This is a genomic window from Varibaculum sp. GTC20041 (assembly GCF_055387755.1).
Window position 1 is genome coordinate 1,656,814 of record NZ_AP041144.1, and the last position, 17,618, is coordinate 1,674,431.

Consider the following 17,618-nt stretch of genomic DNA (forward strand, 5'->3'; position numbering starts at 1 on the left):
GTGGCTTGGCAGGCATGGCACGGTGCGACCCGGCGCGGCAAGGTCAGGCGAGGCAGGGCGAGGCACGATTAGGCAGGCACGGCGGGGTAAGGCGGGGTCAGGTGTGGCTGGGATTGGTATGGCAAGGCAAGGCAGGCGAGGCATGGCGAGGCACGTCTAGGAACGGCGAGGCGAGGCTAGGCGTGGCGCGGCTTGGCAGGCGCGGTCTGGGCAAGGCAAGTCAAGTTTTGGTTTGGCACGGCAGGCATGGTGGGGCGAGGCAAGGTCTGGCTCGTTCGGGCTGGACCCGGCATGGCGTGGCAGGCGAGGTTGGGCGCGGCATAGCAGGGACGGGCTAGGCAGGGCATGGCATGGAAAACCACAACACACAAATCAAGGAGAAAAAATAATGGCAATCAAACATATTTCCGGCACCGGAAACCTGGGATCAGACCCGAAGCTCAGATACACCAACAACGGGATAGCGGTCTGCGAATACTCGTTAGGCGCAACCGCATCCCGCCAAAACCAAAACGGCGAATGGGAGGACGACGGCGCACCCCTATGGCTCTCCCTAACATTCTGGGGAGAAGAAGCCGAACACTACGCCACCGCAGCCAAACGCGGGCAAACCATCGAATTCCACGGAACCGGGCTAAAACTAGACCCCTGGAGCACCCAAGACGGACGCGCCGGAATCACCTACCGGGTGCTAAAACCGGCAATACGGATCAGACCACCCAAGAACCAACCCGCCCAACCCGCCGGCAGCGGGCAGGGGCAATGGGGCGCGCCTACCGATAACCCATGGGCGCAACAACCCAAACAAGTTACACAGCAAGCCCCAGCGGATCAACCCCAAACCGACGCATGGGGAAACGTTGACAACACTCCCCCCTTCTAAACCACCAAAGGAAACCGGAAAATGATTACCGATAAACCGCCCCTAGAACGCATCTGGTCATGCCTGCTCGCTATCCAATGCGACGCGGGCGCGGCACAAGACACCTGCTCAAACCTTTTATTTCTCATACCAGACGCACTCGGTCACCTGACACCGCTCACCAGACAAAAACTCATTACCGATGACCCGTCACGGTTTGAGCAAAAAATCCAGGTGATAGAGAACTACGCCGATTCCGCCGCCGCCGACCTTTCAGAGATACACCGTTACACGCGGCTAATCCGAGGCGCACTAGACCAAATAAGAAAAGAGACCCAAAATGACTAACACGCCTGAGACCCCTACCCGGATTATCTCCGAAACTGAGGCTCAAATAATCTCCCAGAAGCTTGAATATTGGGACGACGGGGTGAGCAATTTCGCGCTGCAAGCATCCCAAACTTTGCGAGAGCTACAGGAAAAACTCAAAAACCCCACCCGCGAAAACCTAGAAGCCATCATTGACGACCTCAAAGCGATATTTACCGGGCAACGCATGATCCAAGACATTAACGCCGCATACCTGGAAGGGCTAGAAAAAAGAATCAAAAGATTTGCCGCGATCTGGCTAAAGGAAAACCGTAAGAAAGAAGAGGGCGAAAATGACTAGACCCGAAAATAATAAAGAGATAATCGCGACAGCTAGGCAACTCATCATAAACATTTACAAGCACTATCAAATCACGCTACAGCTATCCGCCGCTAGTAGGGAAATTGAGGATTACTTCGACAACCCGGCATCTAAAACCCGTTACAGGCTAAAAGGACTTGTGAGCAAGGCAGGAGCAGCGGCAAGCCTCACCGCCGACACCTCCGACCGAATCCGATACCTGTCATACCAGCTCAGAACGCTACTAGACGGAGAGGTGGTAGAAGATGAGTAAAAAACGAGGCTCTCGCATGGATACCCCGCAAGACCGCATATGGCATACGCTCACCTATACCGCCGGGGCTATCCAAACCGCGCAACACCTGCTAAGCCTTGCTCTGGAAAATGTACACACCGCTATGGAGACCTGCACCCCCTACGCGGGAAAAGACGGTACTTACGATTCGATTTTTACCGACACGGATGACATAGAAAATGCGCTCAACTGGATGAACGACCTGTCCGCGCAGGCACAAGTCGAAATAGCAAGAATCCCTAAATCTGTGCTCGATATTAGGTACCTACTCACAGAACTAGACAAGAAGGAGAAGGCTAAAAATGGTTAGCCAAGAATACATGGACACCATGCTAGACATCCAGACCACCGCAATGGGTCTTGGGAACGCTGTCGATTACGCACAAGAACTCGCAAAAAAACTCGGGTACACGCTGGGAAAGACCGAGGGATATTTACAAGCTGCCACCCCTGAATTCTTAATAAAATTCCCGATACTCATAGACGAGCAAATTGATAAATCGATTATTTTAGCGGGCAATCTAGAGACCATAGCCAGCCAGCTAGGTAAGCAAATCACCACGACTAAAAATCTCATCAAAACCGCCCGCGCCCTAGCTGATAGTGAGGAGGCCGGAAATGCTGAGGAATAAAGACCGGCAACTCACGCATAAAGCCCGCGCACAATCTGAGCGATTAGCGTTCCCCGGAGGCGACACAGACCGCGCGGCGAGGCAACTACAGATCGCCGGGCAAGACTTCAATCATTGGCTAGACGGCCTCACAGATGAGCGACTAATTGAGAAAATCCCGAGCATAAACGAGCGGCTCGACTATGTATGCAGTCTAGCGGTGGAGGCACAAAAAGACTCCGCTGAATTTATCGGGCGAATCTGGGACATTCGGATAACCCTCGGAAAACTCGCTACACGCGCTAAAAACCGGCATAACCAAAAGGAGGGCGGGGAATGTTAGACAATACCCAAAAAAGAGCCGTCGCGAATCTGAGAGACGCAGCCAAATATCTTGCTCAATCCACGACAGAGCTAAACGCCATAGTCTACGACTACGCCCGGGCATGCCAGAACTTCAATCGGCAGGTTTTTGAATCCAGCGACAAGAGACTCATGGAATGGCTTCCGGAGATACAGGAGAGCTTAGATTGGCTCACTTTCCTAGCCTCTAGCGTGCAAGTTACCGCCGCCGAGCGAGTAATCGACCTGTATAGGGCGGGGACGCCTGTCGGGATTCTAAAAATGACCAAAGCCAAAGAGAAAAAGAGGAGAAATCGAAAATGAGCGCTTGGGAAGAAGAAACCCGCGAAAACCTTAAAGATGATGCTGAGCGGTGCATTACCGCGATCCGGCTCCAGCTCTTAATCCTTATGGAAGCCTTGGAAAATACGGATGAGCGGCAAGCGATTATCAAGACGGCACTGCAAGATTCCACCGCCGCCCTTGTACCAGCTACAGAGCTAGCCGACCAGGTAAAAGAAATGCTCGGCCATACCCACAGGCTGAAAACTCACGCGGCGCTAACCCACGAAAATACCCTAAAACTCGACCAGGATTTAACCCAGCTAAAGACGCTAGAGAAAGAGGGGAATCAATGCGAGACCCGCTAGACCCACCCATATGGGCAAAAATCCTGTTAATCCTCACAGTAGCGGCGCTAATCATCATCGGTCTAGCGACCCTAACCGCGCCCACCTGTGACCCGGTAAGCCGCCCCGCCTCGGTCACTTCCGAGACCTGGTGCCGGATCCTACACGATACCGGCTCGCGCTTGTCGTGCGACTGGGACAACCCAGACCTACCAGCCCGAGCGCTTGCCGAATACCAAACCCACCCCGGCATCACGATTGAGCAAGCCACAATCAACGCAGCAAAAGAGGGGCAAAAATGATCCTTGTAGATACCCTAAAATTTCTTAAAACCGCCGCCGAAAAAACCGCTGAAATCGGCTGGATTCTAGAAGCCCGATACGACAAAGACACCACCCGCTACTATAGCCGTCACGTCCACGAAATTGGGCTACTAGCCTGCCTATTAGGTAATCTCATCTCGACACTAACCGGCAACGCTATATCCAGGATCATCTCGAAGTCCGGCGAATACGACTACATAAAAGCCGACTTCGAGAACGCTCTAAGCTATACCGAAGCCGTCGCCGAGCTGACCCGCCAATGGTACAACTACACGATTGACATGCTGCAATGCGCTGACCCAGAAAAGCTAGTCGAGACTTGGCGGATGGACGGCTACGATTCCCCTTATTTGGTGGACTATCGCGAAGCCTGCGACGAGCTAAAAGCAGCGGTCAACCTCGATGAAACTATAGGTTCTGAGCTGACACTATATGCGGAGAAAGTCGAACAACTAGCCCGCCTAGCCGCCGCATACGAAGCCCAAAAGAAAGACAAAAAATGACCGCTAAAACATGGGCGCTAGACGCTAAATGCGCCACCCCCGCTGGCAGAGCCTTAATCGACCTACTAGCAGACCACCCTTCCACATGGGACAACCCGTATGTACAAAAACGCATACACACCCTATGCGAGGCTTGCCCCGTCAAAGCTGAATGCCGGCGCTTAGGGGAAGAAAACGCGCGAGGCACCACAGACCGATACATGCGCCTAAACTACGGCATGCCCTACGCCGGGTATCCCCTAAAACAATACAGACAAGAAACCGCCGCCTAGGAGGATCAAGCCATGAGCACCACCCCCGCCAACAGTCAAGAAGAAGATAATACGATTAGCCCCGCCCAGGCACACGACTACCTCGACAGAATCCAGGAATGGGACGGCAAATATTTAACCATCACCGAGCTAGCCACCATGACCCTAAACGCCGACATAGGCAGGCACGGCAAAAACTCTAGACTCTACGCCCTACCATTCCACGCCGAACGCTGGCTCGACGAGCCACAAGACGGGGCAGACGGCGCTAAAACCTGGGACGCCATGCGCGCCACCCTCGACGATTGGGCAGCAACCCTAACCGAAACCCTCCAACTAGACCCCGCCGACACCTGGGACACGTTGCATGCCGCCATTGATGAAATGCTTTACCTCAAGCATGATGATCTGCCGCTACTACTAGAAGAAATCGGCACAATCTGGAAGCGAATCCGGCGGAATGTTGAACCAGCCGCCAAATCCTACACATGCCCCAAATGCGGCAACCCAACCTTTTTGAAATACGGGGTGAAAGGCTGGGACGAAAAATACACCTGCAAAACCTGCCGCATCGCCTGGAAACCCGCCGATCTCTACACTGCGACCCGACAAAAAATCGCGCGCTCCGACCAATGGATAGACACCGCCCACGCCCTTGCAGCATTCCCCGGACTAACCCCCGACCGGCTCTGGCAATGGGCACACCGGGGACAAATCGAAGTTAGGAAAAATAATAAGGGGCGAAACTTGTATCAGGCGTCCCAGATTAGGGAAAATCTGCTATAATGTCAGGCAGTGGGCGTATTTCGCGCACCCAAAAACTCTATTTATTGACCGTGGTTACCTTTCCCGGGGCGTCCTTCATTCCATTTAACGATTGCTTCCTTACGCCACCCAGCTACCGCCCGGTCGTCAAGACCAATCGCCACATCAGGCTCGGGCAGCATCCCTTTAGCTTTATAAGATGCCGCCGTCCCCTTAGTAACACCGATTAGACGCGCCACATCACGCAACGCTAAAAAAGTCTCACTCATTGCCTTTACCTCCAGCGTTTAGGTCATAGAGACATACCCCCATAGCGATAACCCAAATAACCCACATGGTTACCGTCTTCCAGGTGGCTGCCTGTAGGTCAGTGATGGCTAGGTTAGCGCCACCGATAGCGATAAGGCACCCCAAGGTTCCTAGGTTCCCCTTAAACTTTTTTCGGTTCATGGCTCGTTTAGCGGTGTTGGCTGGTAGAATCTGACCTAGGCGGGGTCGAAGTAGCTACATTCTATTTCGACCCCGCCAGACCTTCCCGGCTACTTTTCGTCTTTATGGAAGTGATCCCACAAGGCAAGTAGCAGACCGGCTAGGGCTAACAGGTTACCCAGGTCAGTTCTATCTAACACCGCTTTCTCCTTTCGTTTTATCTTTCCCCTTACCGGGGCTTACATATATTATTATACACTATACACACAGCATAACGCAAGTATTACGAGCAGAACCGGCACATAAAACACCGGAGAGCCTCACGACTTCACCACACAGGAAGAAACCAATGAATAAACTCACCGCTCCCCGCGCGTTAGGGAAAGCCCTAGAAACCTCGATCAACCTAATAAAGCCCGCCCCGGATAATCCTAGGGAAATACCCGAAAAAGCCATTGAGCAAGTCGCTAAATCCATCCAAGAGTTCGGGTGGCAGCAGCCCCTAGTTACCGATAATGACCGGGTAATAATAGCGGGACATACCCGCTATTTAGCCGCGAAAAAACTCGGCCTAAAAACCGTGCCATGCATCAAAGCCACCCACCTCACCCCTGAGCAAGCCCACGCCTACCGCATCGCCGACAACCGCTCCCACGACTACACCACCTGGGACTACCCCGAACTAATCCAACAAATAAACGAACTCGACGACTTCAACGATGTTTTAGATGTGGCAGATTGGGAAACCGTCCTAGAATCCATACCCGACCCCGAACCCCTTGATCTAGAAGACGAAACCGCGCCCGCGAGTTCTCAGCCCGCACCAGACACGCCCCTGGATCTAGACGAAGAAGCCGCAGCGCTCATCAAAAAAGAATACATTCTAACCATCGAATGCCTAGATGAAGAAACCCGCGACGAAATAGAGTACACCCTCGCACATACCCCAGGAGTGCTAAATGTCCGCCGCAAACGCGAATAACATTAATCTCGCCGAAAACCTCCAAGTAGCGATAATCAGCGGGGGAAGACCAAAACTAAAACAACGCGCCACCGCCCGTCTACTCGCACCCCTCAAAGACGCGGGCATTAAAAACATTGCGTGGGTCGTGTCAGAAAAAGACGCCCCCCAATATGAGACAGACGAGTATCCAATCGAAACCTACAGCACCGAATGGGCATACAACTACGCCGCCACCCACTGGATGAAACCCACCAAACCAAAAACCGGGGACTTCCTCGGAGCATTCCCCGGGCGAGAATGGGCATGCCACCTAGCCGCGCGAAACCATTGCCGCTACCTACTCCAACTCGACGACAACATCCAGCGCCTATCTATAGGCAGCAGAGACACCGCCGCCGGCGCTGAAACCGCGAAACAACTAAACGGACTAGTCTTCTACGCGCAAACCCTAACCAACATAACCGCCGCCACCAACACCCGAATGTGCGGTGCACAACTAACAGCCGTCGCCGGAAACAAGAACCCCATCCTAGCCCGCACCGGCTTCCCCTACTCCCTATTCATCGAACAAATCGACCACAACCGCGCACCCTGGTTCGGGCCATTCGAAGACGACATAACGCACGCCTACCAGTACGGGACAAGAGCAGACGGAGCGACAGCGACCCTAGTCCCCCTATTGAACTACCGGAAAGAATCAAAAGCTAAAACCGGGATGCGCTCAAACTACCAGCACGACCGGGCAAGATACCTACAGCAAATCTTCCCCGAAACCGCCGGCGTTACTTACATAGGCAGCACAGCCAACGGGGCAGGAGGCGGGCGAATCTTCCACAAAATGAAAACCGGAGCAATCCGCAACCCCCTTACCATCACCAACCCCGAGCTATGGGAAACCACCCGCAAACAAGTCGCCGACGCCCTCAACCTATGGGGCAAACTCGAAGCCGTGAGAATGCGCGAAAAAGTTATAAAAAGAATCCGAGGACACCATGCAACAACCTAACCGCTCAACCCGCCGCCACATACAACAACGCAAAGCCTTCCAAACCCACGCAAAAAAACATAACCTACCCTGCTGGATCTGCGGCCAACCAATCAACTACGACGCCCCATACAACAGCACCGACCCCGACAGGCTACAGCTAGACCACCTGCTCCCCGTCTCAACCCACCCAGAGTTGCTAGAAGACCCCGCCAACTTCCGCCCCGCCCACGCCTCATGCAACCAAGCACGCGGCAACAAAGCACCCCGCCCCGGACTCGGACACACCAGCCAAAACTGGTAAACCCCTAGACCAGCACAAACACAAGCTAAGGGGTAAGGGGGATAACATCACAAAACCCCCTGACCAGGTAACACTGTCCGGGTGGTGCTGTTCCTCCCCCCAGCAAACACCGACCCCTATCGCACCCACCAGGGCTAACCCACGATTGGAGGCTAAATCATGGCAGCGAAAACCGATAACACCGCGCGGGATGAAAAACGCCGTGAAAAAGAGGTTTTAGAGAATAAAGCGCGCGGGATGATACGCGCGGGCGCTAACTTTGACGAGATTGCGAATAATTTAGGGATTTCCCCGCGTAAGGCACGGCAGGTGGCGGTGTCGTCTCTTACTCGTAAGGCTCGGCCTACCTCGGAGCAGCAACGCAAGATTGATTTTGAGGTGTTGCGTGGCTTGGCTTTGAAGCTGCAAAAGGCGGCTTTTGAGGGTGATGTGGCGGCGGCGCGTCAGTTCTTGGACGTGCAAGACCGGATGGCGGGGCTAAACGTTCCCGGCGATGATACCTTGCCCCTTGTGGAGGCTTTCGATAAGACTGTGGCCGCGTGTGCTAGTGAGGGGCTGGACGCTGATGGGAAAGATGCCGCGCTGGTTTCTTCCGGGCGGCGGATTGCGTTTCAGATCGACCAAGTTGTCGCCTCGGGGCATTCCCTGGAGGTAACTAAGGCGCTTTATCTTTTGCCGCATTTGAAGGGGATTCTTGCTGATATGCAGGCTACCCCGGCGGCTCGGTTGGAGGCGGCGGCGAATGCTAGGGATAAGGGTGAGGCGGCGGAGGCTACGGCGCTTGGGAAGATGCGGGCGTCGCGTGACCGTATCCGGCTAGTCAAGAGCGATAGCGAGCAGGCGGGTTAAGGCATGGGGGAACCTCGTTTTGGGGTTACTGAGCCGCGAATCTGGACACGCCCCCTAAGACCCCTCACCCCGGAAACTACCCTCGGTTTTGACGTTATTGATTTCGCGAAAGAAATCCTAAGGGTTGAGCTTTTGCCTTGGCAGAAGTGGGCGCTAGTCCACATGCTCGAAATAAAAGAGAACGGCGAGTACCGGTTTAGGCGGGTTTTGATTGAGGTCGCCCGCCAGAACGGGAAAACGACGCTCGCGGTTATCCTCACGCTTTGGCGCATGTATGTAGACCACTCAACCTACGTGCTAGGCACGGCGCAGAACTTGGATACCTCGCGGGAGACCTGGTTAGAAGCTGTGCAATACGCGCAGCATACCCCGGAGCTTGCCGGGGCGGTTGAGCAGGTGCGTCAGGGCAACACCGGGCTAGAACTCAAGTTAACGAATGGCGCGGTCTATAGGGTCGCTTCCGCAAGCCGCCAGGGCGCTAGGTCGAAATCTGCGGACACGATCATCATGGACGAGCTGCGCGAGCATTACAACTGGGACGGTTGGAACGCAGCGACCAACACGGCGATTGCGCAACGCAACTCCTTAACCCTATGTCTATCCAACGCTGGGGATCATAAATCCGTTGTCCTCGCTACCTTACGTAAACAGGGGATCGCGCAAATAAAGGCGGGCGGATCTTTCGCTTACTATGGCTGGTCTGCACCGGAAAAAGCCAAGGTGGACGACCGGGACGCATGGGCGCAAGCCAACCCGGCACTAGGCTACACGATCACGGAAGATGCGCTAGCGGCTCAGCTTGCAGACGTCGGGGACGCTATCGAGGGTTTCAGGACTGAAAACCTTTGCCAATGGGTCAAAGCTATCCGTGAACCTTATTTGCCGCGTGAAGCCTGGGGCAAATGCCTAGACGCTGATTCCCAGATTATGGAGGGCTCGCCGCTTGCTATCGGGATTGACACGGCGGTGGATAGGTCTTTCTCTGCCGTGGCTGTCGCCGGGTGGCGTGCCGATGGTGTCCCGCATGTGGAAGTAGTGGCGGCGCGTTCCGGGATGGTTTGGGTGCCGGACTGGGTACAAGAATTCATCGAAAAGCACGCGCCCGGCTCGGTGATGATTCAGGCGCGGGGCTGTCCCGCCTCAGAACTCACCGAACCACTAGGACGCTTGCAGATTAAGGCGCGGCTAGTGCAAGGCACGATGCTAGGGGCTGCGACCGGGCAATTTAAAGACCGGGTGCTCGCGGGAGAACTGCGGCATATCGGGCAACCCGCCCTAGATGTCGCGGCAGGCGGGGCGCTAGTGCGGTCAGTAGCGGAGGCGCAAGCATGGGCAAGAACATTATCGAAGCCTGTCGATATTTGCCCTCTAGTGGCGGCGTCTTGGGCGCTTTATGGGCTGGTGAACCCAGTGGAGACAGATAAGAGGCTTTCGGCGTATCGGGAGATGCCGGGCGATTGGTGGCTAACCCTCCCCGCGACTAGCGGAACTAGGGAGGAGGGGGAACCCACTGGGGACGCTGATGAAGAAAATCGGGATTGGTGGGAGGATCTATGAGCCTTTTGGATAGCCTTAGAGCATATACGGGGCGGATTAGGTCGCGGCAACCCTCCAAAATGGTATCTATCTGGCGCGGCATACCCCTAGAACTCCAAGTGCTTGAAGCCCCGGTTGATGATGCTGGGCTTATTGGTAAAAGCGTTGCCGATATTTGGCGGACAGAACCGCACCTGCGAACCGTCGTGGACTATATCGCAACGAACGTGGCGCAGCTAGGGATTCATGTATTCGAGACTACGGCGGCAGGAGACCGGGACAGGGTACGGCAAGGCGTTTTAGCGAATGTTTTTAAGCGCCCGAACCCTAACCAGACTCTCGGCGAATTCCTACGCGCCCTAGTGACCCAGATCGCGCTTTATTCGGATTCCTATGTGTGGGTCACTATCGGGAAAGATGGGCAACCCGAGCTGCGACTACTCCCTAATGAGTGGCTGACGGTCGAGATGGACGCTTTCGGCGCGCCTAAAACGTTTTTCGCCGCTACCGGGGATAACCCGCAATCGGTAGAAATACCCGCTAACCAAGTTTTGAGCTTTCCCGGCTGGTCTCCGGACGGTATGGACGGGAACGGGTCACCAGTAGAAGCGCTACGCACAACTTTAGAGGAGCAGTATCAGGCGCGGAATTTTAGAACCCAGATATGGAAATCGGCGGGGCGCTTCAACGGGTATTTAACACGCCCGAAAGATGCCCCGGAATGGGACGACGCGGCACGGCGCAAGTTCTACCAGATGTGGCTAGACTTCACCGGGACGAACGGGAAAATGGCAGGAGCTAACCCGCTGCTTGAGGACGGGATCGAGTTCAAGCGGACTGCATTTTCAGCGAAGGAAGAACAATGGGCGGAAGCCACCAAGCTCTCACTAGAAACCGTTTGCCAGGTCTACCACGTCCCGCCCGTCATGGTCGGGATTACGGATGATGCTAACTATTCCAACGTGACCGCATACAGCCGGCAGCTTTACACGAACACTTTAGGGTCTTGGATCGTAGCGCTAGAGCAGCGTTTTAATACTTTCCTAGCCCCAATGATTGGAGCACCACCGGAACAGTTCGTGGAATTTAACGTTGAAGCTAAATTGCGCGGCGATTTCGCGGAGCAATACAAGATTCTACAAACTGCCGTCGGTGCTCCGATTCTTACCCGGAATGAGGCGCGGCGGATGCTGAATTATAAGCCGGTTGAGGGAGCGGACGAGCTAATAACCCCGCTCAATGTGCTTGAGGGTGGTCTTGCGTCTCCGACTGACGGCGGGGACGGACGCCCTGAGGAAATCGGAGAACAAGCCGCCCTAGAAATAGTGGCTAGAACGGCGGATAGGTTGAAGCGACGCACCGACGCCGGCGGCAGCGTGGATTGGGGGCGATGGGTTAAAGAGCTAACCCAAGACCTCACAAAAACCGGCACCCCCGCTAAAGATGCTGCAACTATCGCCGAACGTTTCAAGGGGATTATTACCGAGCACCAAGAAAAAACCGGGGAAACCCTAAACGGGGCGGGACTTGTCGAGGTGTGGGAATGAAAACGCTCATTATCGGCGCGCCTTGTGCCGGGAAAACCACGTATGCGCGGCAACACCGAAAGGCTGGCGATCCGCTCATTGATTTTGACCGGCTAGTCGAAGCCACAGGCGGTACAGCACACGCACAAGGCCAGGACGATATCCGCCGGGTGGCGGAAGCTATGAGGAAAGCCGGGCAAGGGCGCGGATTCGCGGATGATATTAGCGCGGATGTGTGGGCAATCTACACCCGGCCATCTAACGGGGCGCTCGCGGATATGGCAGAGCGAGGAATCCGGATTATTTGCCTAGACCCCGGCGAAAAAACGTGCCTTGAACGCGCCGAAAAAGAAGCCCGCTCAAACTCCTCAATCGAAGCAATCAAAGCATGGTACGAGAACCCCCCGGTGCTCCCGGCGGGAGCAGAAAGGAAAAAAACGGTCATGAAAACCAAAAAACTAAACCTGAAAATTGACCGGATAGGCGCGAAAGACAACCTAACCGCCGGACAATTCACGGGCTACGCGTCCGTCTTCGGAAACGTTGACTCCGTGGGCGACAAGATCATTAAGGGCGCTTTTGTGAAGTCGCTAAAAGAGTTCGGGGACGGCGGGGCTGGTATCCCCTGCTATTGGTGCCACGAAACCTCCGACCCTGAAATGAACCTCGGCACCACGTTAGAAGCCACTGAGGACGAGCATGGGCTTTTCGTGAAAGTCCAGCTAGATTTAGATAATCCTAAAGCCGCATATGCCTACAAACTGCTGAAAGAGCAGCGGGTGCGGCAAATGTCTTTCGCCTACCAGGTGACGGATGGGGAAAATAAAAAAGATTGCTTTGAGATTACCGGCTGCAAAATCTTCGAGGTGTCCATCGTGCCGGTGGGCGCGAATCAAGCCACCTCGATTGAATCTGTGAAAGCCCTCCAAGAAGAAGACACCCCGGAACCTAGCGAGGACGAAGCCACCGAGGATGAGGGCGGGGCTAGCGAGGAAGAACCGGAAACGGATTTAACCGCTGACCTAGAGACCCTAGAGGATCAACTCGCAAAAATCGTTGACCTAGTAGCAACCATGATCGAAAAAACCCAAGGGGAAGAAAACCCCGAAGAAGATAAGCCTACTGATGAACCCGGCGGAACCGGGTCAGAGACCGATAACTCGGAGACTGACCCGCGTAAGGGCGGCAATGTGTCAGTGAAGAAAGAAGCGGACGCGATAATCGCCCGCGCTAACCGTTTACTAAACATTTAAGGAGAAAAAATGAATTTGAAAGAAATGTTAGCCGCCGCCCTAAAACGCTTAGAAGCGGCACAGACCGCGCTAAACAGCGGGGTGGGCGACGTTGAAACCGTAAAAGCCGCCTCCGCTGAGGTCAAGGAACTATCCGCAAAGCTAGAAGCTCTGAAAGAATCCGAAACCATTACTAAGGCGCTAGGGGAAAAGAAACAAGAGCATAAGGACGTCCCAGCTAAGAGCTTGGGGGCTCACGTGGTGAAAACTTTAGGCGCGAGACTCAAGAAAGCGAAAACCGTCGGGGAAAGAGACGCAATGTCTATCACCAGCCCGGAATATAAAGCCGCGACCGATACCCACGTAACCGGCACTCTACCGGAGCACTTAAAGCCGGTGACTATTGACCGGAATATCGTCCGGGAATACGAGCCGCCCCTACGTGTCGCTGATTTTCTTGGCGCGGGCGCGCTAGATTCCCCGACCCTGGTCTATTTCACCGAACAGCTAGGCGCGGCAGTCGAGGGCGCTTTTACTACCGTCGCGGAAGAGGGTAAGAAACCGCAATTGCATTTCCCCGGCTACAAAGAGATAACCGAGACTGTCCGCAAGATCGCCGGCTATATCAAGCTGTCTACCGAAATGCTAGAAGACGAGGCGTTTTTGGTGACCGAAATTAATAACCGGCTTTTGCGTGAGCTAGCAAAGTTCGAGGAGCACCAGTTGCTACACGGAGACGGGCAGGGGACTAATGTCCTTGGGCTTTTGAAGCGTGAGGGCTTGCAGAAACTCGAATCTAAGGCCGACCTAGTGGATGACATTTTCCGGGCTTGCTCCAAAGTCGCCGAGACTACCGGTCTAGAAGCTGACGGGATCTTGATTAACCCTGCGGATTATCAAGAGCTACGCCTCAAGAAGGATACTAACGGCCAATACCTCGCGGGCGGTCCATTCACCGGGCAGTACGGTGTGGGCGGTATCCTCCAAAACCCGCCGCTATGGGGCAAAACCACGATCGTAACCCCGGCAATCGAAAAGGGCAAAGTCCTTGTCGGTGCGGGTAAGCAGGCTGCGACCGTGTACCGCAAGGGCGGCGTCGCGGTGCGTACCGCGTTCCAGAATGAGGACGATTTTACCCATAACCGGGTCACTATCCTGGCTGAGGAACGCCTCGCGCTCGCGGTGTATATGCCGTCCGCGTTCTGCCTGCTCGAAAAGACCGCCGCATAACCTGAGCGGCAAATCAATCTAGGTGCTATTGCCCGCCCTAGCGGGTAGTTTCCCAGGCTCTCAAATAGTCTGCGGCTGATAGTCACTAAAAAAATATCAGTGAGAAAACCGGGGGAACTATCCAACGGGGCGGGCATGGCACCACCTACCACAAGGGGGAAATCTTGGAGATTGTGACGATTAGGCGCGCGGGGCAACCGGTACGGATTCAGGTCAACCCGGCAACGGCGGCGGATTTACGCGCTAAAGGTTTGCTGATTGAAGAACCTAAGCCGCGCCGTAAAGCCGTTAAACCGGCTAATAAAGCCGTCAAACCAGCAAACAAATAACCAAAAATAAGGGGGGGTAATGATGGGGCTAGACCGGTATTCCATACCAGATACGCCGCCAGCCGGTAACAACGATACCCGGGGCGCGGCATGGGGGGTTATTCGCGCCTACGCCCGCTGGCATATCTGCCCGATCATCACCGAAACCCTCACCCTAGACGCGACCGGGACACGGACGATTAACCTGCCCACCCTCAGACTTTTAGAGGTGGAGCGGCTCGAGTATGCGGGGCAAGAAATCGCGCCGGAAAATATCGAGTTTTCAGACGCGGGGTTAATCCGTGTCGGTAAAACCTCGCTACCCTCCCGGCTCGGAGGAATAAAAGCCACTATTAGGCACGGCTATGACCCGAAAGAATGCGTCGAAATCTTCCAAATCGTGCGAGCACTCGCAGACCGTATGCAAACAGGCAACGCCTCGCAAGGGATCGTGCAGCAGACCACGGGGCCGTTCTCGATGCGTTTCGGGACGCTCACGGGCGGTATGCCACTATCCCAAGCGCTACTACTAGAGCCGGAAAAGCAGGTTTTAGCCCGGTATCGCCTGCCACTCGGTCCAGGGTGGTGAGAGGATGTTTTTTAATTACCACAGTCAAGAAATCTATAGGCTACGCCGCCGCCTTGTCACTGACAGGTATGACGGGACTAGGAGGCTCGCAGACTGGGACGACTATCCAGAGCGGGAAAGAATAAGCGGATTTATCGCACCCGGCTCTACCCTCTCAACCGACCAGGTCGGGCGCTTGCAAGTGCAAGACGCGTGGACGCTCTACATGCCAGACGAAACCGCAGATATTATGCCCGGCGACAGAATAGAGGCACGTCTATGGGATCGCGACCGGGTCTTTGATGTGGATGGGCATCCAGAGTATTACGAAAACCCGCTACCAGGCGCGAGCCTACGCGGAACCGTCGTGCACCTGAAAGCATCCACCGGATAAGGGGAGGGTGAAAGATGTCTAAAGCCGTGAACGTTGAGGTCGAAATAAACGAGGATTTTTTTAACCAGATCGGCCACGACCAGGCGATATCGCAACTAACGCACTCAATCGCCGAAGCCGCCGCGATCGAAGCCCGCGCAACCGCACCCTACGACACCGGCGATTATCAACGCTCAATCCACACCCGCAAAGTCAAATCAAAAAGGCGGACGATGTGGCAAGTAGTCGCGGATGATTGGAAAGCCGCGATCCTCGAAGCGAAAACCGGGAATCTTCGCAGAGCCGTGAACAGGGCTAAAAAATACTAAAAAATAGGGGGTTTTGATGCAGGTCGCACACTATGAAAACCCGACACCCTGGCTAATCCAATATTTTAGGGAAAACCTGCTACACCACCCGCAACCGGAGTTTCTCGCGGCATGGCCAGAACCAGATAATCCGCGTACCCCGCCCCGGTGGGTGGTAGTCCGAGACGACGGAGGCACAGACCTGCCGGATGGGGTGCAGCAAGCCCGGGATATCGCTTTTACAGTATCAGCCCCTACCCGCTGGAAAGCCGACCAGGACGCCGAAAACCTGTGCACCCTAATCCGTGCCTTACCATACGCAAAAAATACACCGGTAACCCACCTAGCTAGCTTGGTCGGACCGCAACCAATCACCGACCAGACATATCCGCATCTGCGGTACATAACCTGCTCCCTATACATCACGGGGGCTCCGACAATAATAGGAGGAAATAATTATTATGGCAGCTGACGCACAAGGTAACGACCTTAAAGCTGTAAATATCCCCGTGACCGGCGCAATCGCTTTCGCACCGTACGGGACTAAGATCCCCACCCCCGAGGAGGGAGGGAAAAAAGAATACAAACTACCCACCGAGTTCAAGCGCCTAGGGCTGATTACTAGCGACGGCGGTCCGGAATGGACATTGGAGGCTGACGGGGACGCGCAGGAGTTTTGGCAGGAGGGCTATTCGATGCCGTCCGGTCTCGCAAATTGCACCCTGACTTTCACCCTCGCACAAACTGACCCGGTCACGGTGGAGTTTATACGCGGCATCAAACCGGATGCTAACGGCTTCTTTGTAGTGGACGCGGGCGGGAATCCTAACCGGTACGCCCTCTATGTGGAAGAGATTTTTAAGAATTCGATGATTCGCCGCCGCGCCGGCGCTAACGTCCAGATTCAAGAGGTCAAGGAATCGAAGTCCGAGCGCGGCAGCATTCTTGGCTACGAGGTGACCGTAAAGTTCGGGACTGACCCGCAGCATGAGGGCGGACAATTCGGCGAATGGAATATTTTCCCCGATGGAGTGAAAGGCGACGTGACGCCCGCAGCTATCACTAGCTAACCGCCCCGGGGATTTTTAGACTGCCCCGGCTGGAGAGAAGAAAAACCGGCCTTTTAGCGTCCTTTCGCACCCCCTCGTGCCTGTGTGGATTTTTTGTGGGTTTCCTTTACCACACGCGCCGCGCGGGGGTTTTGCTAAAGGGATTTTGGGTTTTTCTTGCTGGTGGCTCTCCGGCCGGGGCTTCCCTATACCAAAACCGCCAGCAATACCAGTAAAAACACCTATTTGAAAGAGAAATAATCATGAGCACCAGCAAGCCAGCTTTTAAGATTCCAACCCGCGCAGACCTAAAACCCGTTGTACGTGGGCAATATATTACTTTTCAGACTTCCGGCGGTGTCCTAAAACTACCGCTCGACATTAAAACCAAGGTTTTCAAAAAAGTACGCGACATTGAAGACCAGACCGAAGCGTTTTTTGAATTATTGGAGGCGCTAGGGGATGAAAAAGCGTCCGCGATCATTGAAGAAGTTGGCATGACCGAATTCATTGTGATCATGACCTGCTATTTCCAAGAATTTACCAAGTTTGCGGATGAAATCGGGGCGCAATTGCCATCCTCAGATATTTTGGGGGATGAGCCGGGGGAATAGTCGCGGTCGCGGCACTCTCCCTATGTCTTGAGCGTCCCCAGCTTTTCAATCTCGATTTATTAGCTCGCTACCACACGCCCCTTTCCACTGTC

General features: G+C 54.6%; 31 protein-coding genes. 29 read left to right on the forward strand and 2 right to left on the reverse strand.

Features of this window, described 5'->3' with window-relative positions; translation table 11 throughout:
• The first annotated feature begins 14 nt into the window (after window positions 1-14).
• From ACZ5BI_RS06980 to ACZ5BI_RS07045, 14 genes are read left to right on the forward strand one after another with little or no spacing between them, the layout of a single operon-like run.
• Complete coding sequence (locus ACZ5BI_RS06980; RefSeq protein WP_464895976.1) at window positions 15-338, forward strand: hypothetical protein; 324 nt, start codon at window positions 15-17, stop codon at window positions 336-338.
• A 50-nt stretch (window positions 339-388) separates the two neighbouring features.
• On the forward strand, window positions 389-883 hold the full coding sequence (locus tag ACZ5BI_RS06985; RefSeq protein WP_464895977.1) for a single-stranded DNA-binding protein: 495 nt from the start codon (window positions 389-391) through the stop codon (window positions 881-883).
• Between the two features lie 21 nt (window positions 884-904).
• A complete protein-coding gene (locus tag ACZ5BI_RS06990) occupies window positions 905-1,210 on the forward strand; it encodes a hypothetical protein (protein WP_464895978.1) in 306 nt (101 codons plus the stop codon).
• Window positions 1,203-1,532 (forward strand): hypothetical protein, encoded by a 330-nt coding sequence (locus ACZ5BI_RS06995; RefSeq protein ID WP_464895979.1) that lies wholly within the window; start codon window positions 1,203-1,205, stop codon window positions 1,530-1,532. The genes ACZ5BI_RS06990 and ACZ5BI_RS06995 overlap by 8 nt, the downstream gene beginning before the upstream one ends.
• Complete coding sequence (locus tag ACZ5BI_RS07000; protein ID WP_464895980.1) at window positions 1,525-1,806, forward strand: hypothetical protein; 282 nt, start codon at window positions 1,525-1,527, stop codon at window positions 1,804-1,806. The genes ACZ5BI_RS06995 and ACZ5BI_RS07000 overlap by 8 nt, the downstream gene beginning before the upstream one ends.
• Window positions 1,799-2,137, forward strand: a complete 339-nt coding sequence (locus ACZ5BI_RS07005; protein WP_464895981.1) for a hypothetical protein — start codon at window positions 1,799-1,801, stop codon at window positions 2,135-2,137. Before ACZ5BI_RS07000 ends, ACZ5BI_RS07005 begins: the two co-directional genes overlap by 8 nt.
• Window positions 2,130-2,459, forward strand: coding sequence for a hypothetical protein (locus tag ACZ5BI_RS07010; RefSeq protein ID WP_464895982.1), 330 nt, complete (start codon window positions 2,130-2,132; stop codon window positions 2,457-2,459). Before ACZ5BI_RS07005 ends, ACZ5BI_RS07010 begins: the two co-directional genes overlap by 8 nt.
• Complete coding sequence (locus ACZ5BI_RS07015; protein WP_464895983.1) at window positions 2,446-2,781, forward strand: hypothetical protein; 336 nt, start codon at window positions 2,446-2,448, stop codon at window positions 2,779-2,781. The genes ACZ5BI_RS07010 and ACZ5BI_RS07015 overlap by 14 nt, the downstream gene beginning before the upstream one ends.
• A complete protein-coding gene (locus tag ACZ5BI_RS07020) occupies window positions 2,775-3,104 on the forward strand; it encodes a hypothetical protein (RefSeq protein ID WP_464895984.1) in 330 nt (109 codons plus the stop codon). Before ACZ5BI_RS07015 ends, ACZ5BI_RS07020 begins: the two co-directional genes overlap by 7 nt.
• Window positions 3,101-3,430 carry a hypothetical protein gene (locus ACZ5BI_RS07025; RefSeq protein ID WP_464895985.1) on the forward strand — a complete coding sequence of 110 codons (330 nt, stop codon included), beginning with the start codon at window positions 3,101-3,103 and terminating at the stop codon, window positions 3,428-3,430. Before ACZ5BI_RS07020 ends, ACZ5BI_RS07025 begins: the two co-directional genes overlap by 4 nt.
• Complete coding sequence (locus ACZ5BI_RS07030) at window positions 3,415-3,711, forward strand: hypothetical protein (protein ID WP_464895986.1); 297 nt, start codon at window positions 3,415-3,417, stop codon at window positions 3,709-3,711. Before ACZ5BI_RS07025 ends, ACZ5BI_RS07030 begins: the two co-directional genes overlap by 16 nt.
• The gene (locus ACZ5BI_RS07035; protein ID WP_464895987.1) at window positions 3,708-4,235 is read left to right on the forward strand and encodes a hypothetical protein; all 528 of its coding nucleotides are present in this window, start codon (window positions 3,708-3,710) and stop codon (window positions 4,233-4,235) included. The genes ACZ5BI_RS07030 and ACZ5BI_RS07035 overlap by 4 nt, the downstream gene beginning before the upstream one ends.
• Entirely contained in the window at window positions 4,232-4,507 is a 276-nt protein-coding gene (locus ACZ5BI_RS07040; RefSeq protein WP_464895988.1) for a hypothetical protein, read from the forward strand. Before ACZ5BI_RS07035 ends, ACZ5BI_RS07040 begins: the two co-directional genes overlap by 4 nt.
• Before the next feature lie 12 nt (window positions 4,508-4,519).
• Window positions 4,520-5,272 carry a hypothetical protein gene (locus tag ACZ5BI_RS07045; protein WP_464895989.1) on the forward strand — a complete coding sequence of 251 codons (753 nt, stop codon included), beginning with the start codon at window positions 4,520-4,522 and terminating at the stop codon, window positions 5,270-5,272.
• A gap of 41 nt (window positions 5,273-5,313) precedes the next feature.
• On the opposite strand, the gene ACZ5BI_RS07050 is transcribed toward ACZ5BI_RS07045, so the two are convergent.
• Window positions 5,314-5,520: a helix-turn-helix transcriptional regulator gene (locus tag ACZ5BI_RS07050; protein WP_464895990.1), complete on the reverse strand. Its 207-nt coding sequence runs from the start codon at window positions 5,518-5,520 to the stop codon at window positions 5,314-5,316.
• Entirely contained in the window at window positions 5,513-5,701 is a 189-nt protein-coding gene (locus ACZ5BI_RS07055; protein WP_464895991.1) for a hypothetical protein, read from the reverse strand. Before ACZ5BI_RS07055 ends, ACZ5BI_RS07050 begins: the two co-directional genes overlap by 8 nt.
• A gap of 328 nt (window positions 5,702-6,029) precedes the next feature.
• Here ACZ5BI_RS07055 and ACZ5BI_RS07060 point away from each other — a divergent pair, with 328 nt between their 5' ends.
• The 15 genes from ACZ5BI_RS07060 to ACZ5BI_RS07130 all read left to right on the forward strand — a co-directional run bounded on the left by ACZ5BI_RS07060 (window position 6,030) and on the right by ACZ5BI_RS07130 (window position 17,526).
• Window positions 6,030-6,662: a ParB N-terminal domain-containing protein gene (locus ACZ5BI_RS07060; RefSeq protein ID WP_464895992.1), complete on the forward strand. Its 633-nt coding sequence runs from the start codon at window positions 6,030-6,032 to the stop codon at window positions 6,660-6,662.
• On the forward strand, window positions 6,640-7,650 hold the full coding sequence (locus tag ACZ5BI_RS07065; protein WP_464895993.1) for a hypothetical protein: 1,011 nt from the start codon (window positions 6,640-6,642) through the stop codon (window positions 7,648-7,650). The genes ACZ5BI_RS07060 and ACZ5BI_RS07065 overlap by 23 nt, the downstream gene beginning before the upstream one ends.
• Entirely contained in the window at window positions 7,637-7,933 is a 297-nt protein-coding gene (locus ACZ5BI_RS07070) for an HNH endonuclease (protein ID WP_464895994.1), read from the forward strand. The genes ACZ5BI_RS07065 and ACZ5BI_RS07070 overlap by 14 nt, the downstream gene beginning before the upstream one ends.
• A gap of 159 nt (window positions 7,934-8,092) precedes the next feature.
• On the forward strand, window positions 8,093-8,782 hold the full coding sequence (locus tag ACZ5BI_RS07075; protein ID WP_464895995.1) for a terminase small subunit: 690 nt from the start codon (window positions 8,093-8,095) through the stop codon (window positions 8,780-8,782).
• A 3-nt stretch (window positions 8,783-8,785) separates the two neighbouring features.
• The gene (locus tag ACZ5BI_RS07080; RefSeq protein WP_464895996.1) at window positions 8,786-10,339 is read left to right on the forward strand and encodes a terminase large subunit domain-containing protein; all 1,554 of its coding nucleotides are present in this window, start codon (window positions 8,786-8,788) and stop codon (window positions 10,337-10,339) included.
• On the forward strand, window positions 10,336-11,865 hold the full coding sequence (locus ACZ5BI_RS07085; RefSeq protein ID WP_464895997.1) for a phage portal protein: 1,530 nt from the start codon (window positions 10,336-10,338) through the stop codon (window positions 11,863-11,865). The genes ACZ5BI_RS07080 and ACZ5BI_RS07085 overlap by 4 nt, the downstream gene beginning before the upstream one ends.
• Window positions 11,862-13,097: an HK97 family phage prohead protease gene (locus tag ACZ5BI_RS07090; protein ID WP_464895998.1), complete on the forward strand. Its 1,236-nt coding sequence runs from the start codon at window positions 11,862-11,864 to the stop codon at window positions 13,095-13,097. The genes ACZ5BI_RS07085 and ACZ5BI_RS07090 overlap by 4 nt, the downstream gene beginning before the upstream one ends.
• A 9-nt stretch (window positions 13,098-13,106) precedes the next feature.
• Window positions 13,107-14,306, forward strand: a complete 1,200-nt coding sequence (locus ACZ5BI_RS07095; RefSeq protein WP_464895999.1) for a phage major capsid protein — start codon at window positions 13,107-13,109, stop codon at window positions 14,304-14,306.
• A gap of 164 nt (window positions 14,307-14,470) precedes the next feature.
• Window positions 14,471-14,635: a hypothetical protein gene (locus ACZ5BI_RS07100; protein WP_464896000.1), complete on the forward strand. Its 165-nt coding sequence runs from the start codon at window positions 14,471-14,473 to the stop codon at window positions 14,633-14,635.
• Between the two features lie 19 nt (window positions 14,636-14,654).
• Entirely contained in the window at window positions 14,655-15,203 is a 549-nt protein-coding gene (locus ACZ5BI_RS07105; RefSeq protein ID WP_464896001.1) for a hypothetical protein, read from the forward strand.
• Between the two features lie 4 nt (window positions 15,204-15,207).
• Window positions 15,208-15,576: a hypothetical protein gene (locus ACZ5BI_RS07110; protein ID WP_464896002.1), complete on the forward strand. Its 369-nt coding sequence runs from the start codon at window positions 15,208-15,210 to the stop codon at window positions 15,574-15,576.
• Window positions 15,577-15,590: 14 nt separating this feature from the next.
• A complete protein-coding gene (locus tag ACZ5BI_RS07115) occupies window positions 15,591-15,884 on the forward strand; it encodes a hypothetical protein (protein ID WP_464896003.1) in 294 nt (97 codons plus the stop codon).
• A gap of 16 nt (window positions 15,885-15,900) precedes the next feature.
• Window positions 15,901-16,335, forward strand: a complete 435-nt coding sequence (locus ACZ5BI_RS07120; protein WP_464896004.1) for a hypothetical protein — start codon at window positions 15,901-15,903, stop codon at window positions 16,333-16,335.
• A complete protein-coding gene (locus tag ACZ5BI_RS07125) occupies window positions 16,325-16,933 on the forward strand; it encodes a phage tail tube protein (RefSeq protein ID WP_464896005.1) in 609 nt (202 codons plus the stop codon). The genes ACZ5BI_RS07120 and ACZ5BI_RS07125 overlap by 11 nt, the downstream gene beginning before the upstream one ends.
• Window positions 16,934-17,175: 242 nt before the next feature.
• On the forward strand, window positions 17,176-17,526 hold the full coding sequence (locus tag ACZ5BI_RS07130; protein WP_464896006.1) for a hypothetical protein: 351 nt from the start codon (window positions 17,176-17,178) through the stop codon (window positions 17,524-17,526).
• Window positions 17,527-17,618: the final 92 nt, after the last annotated feature.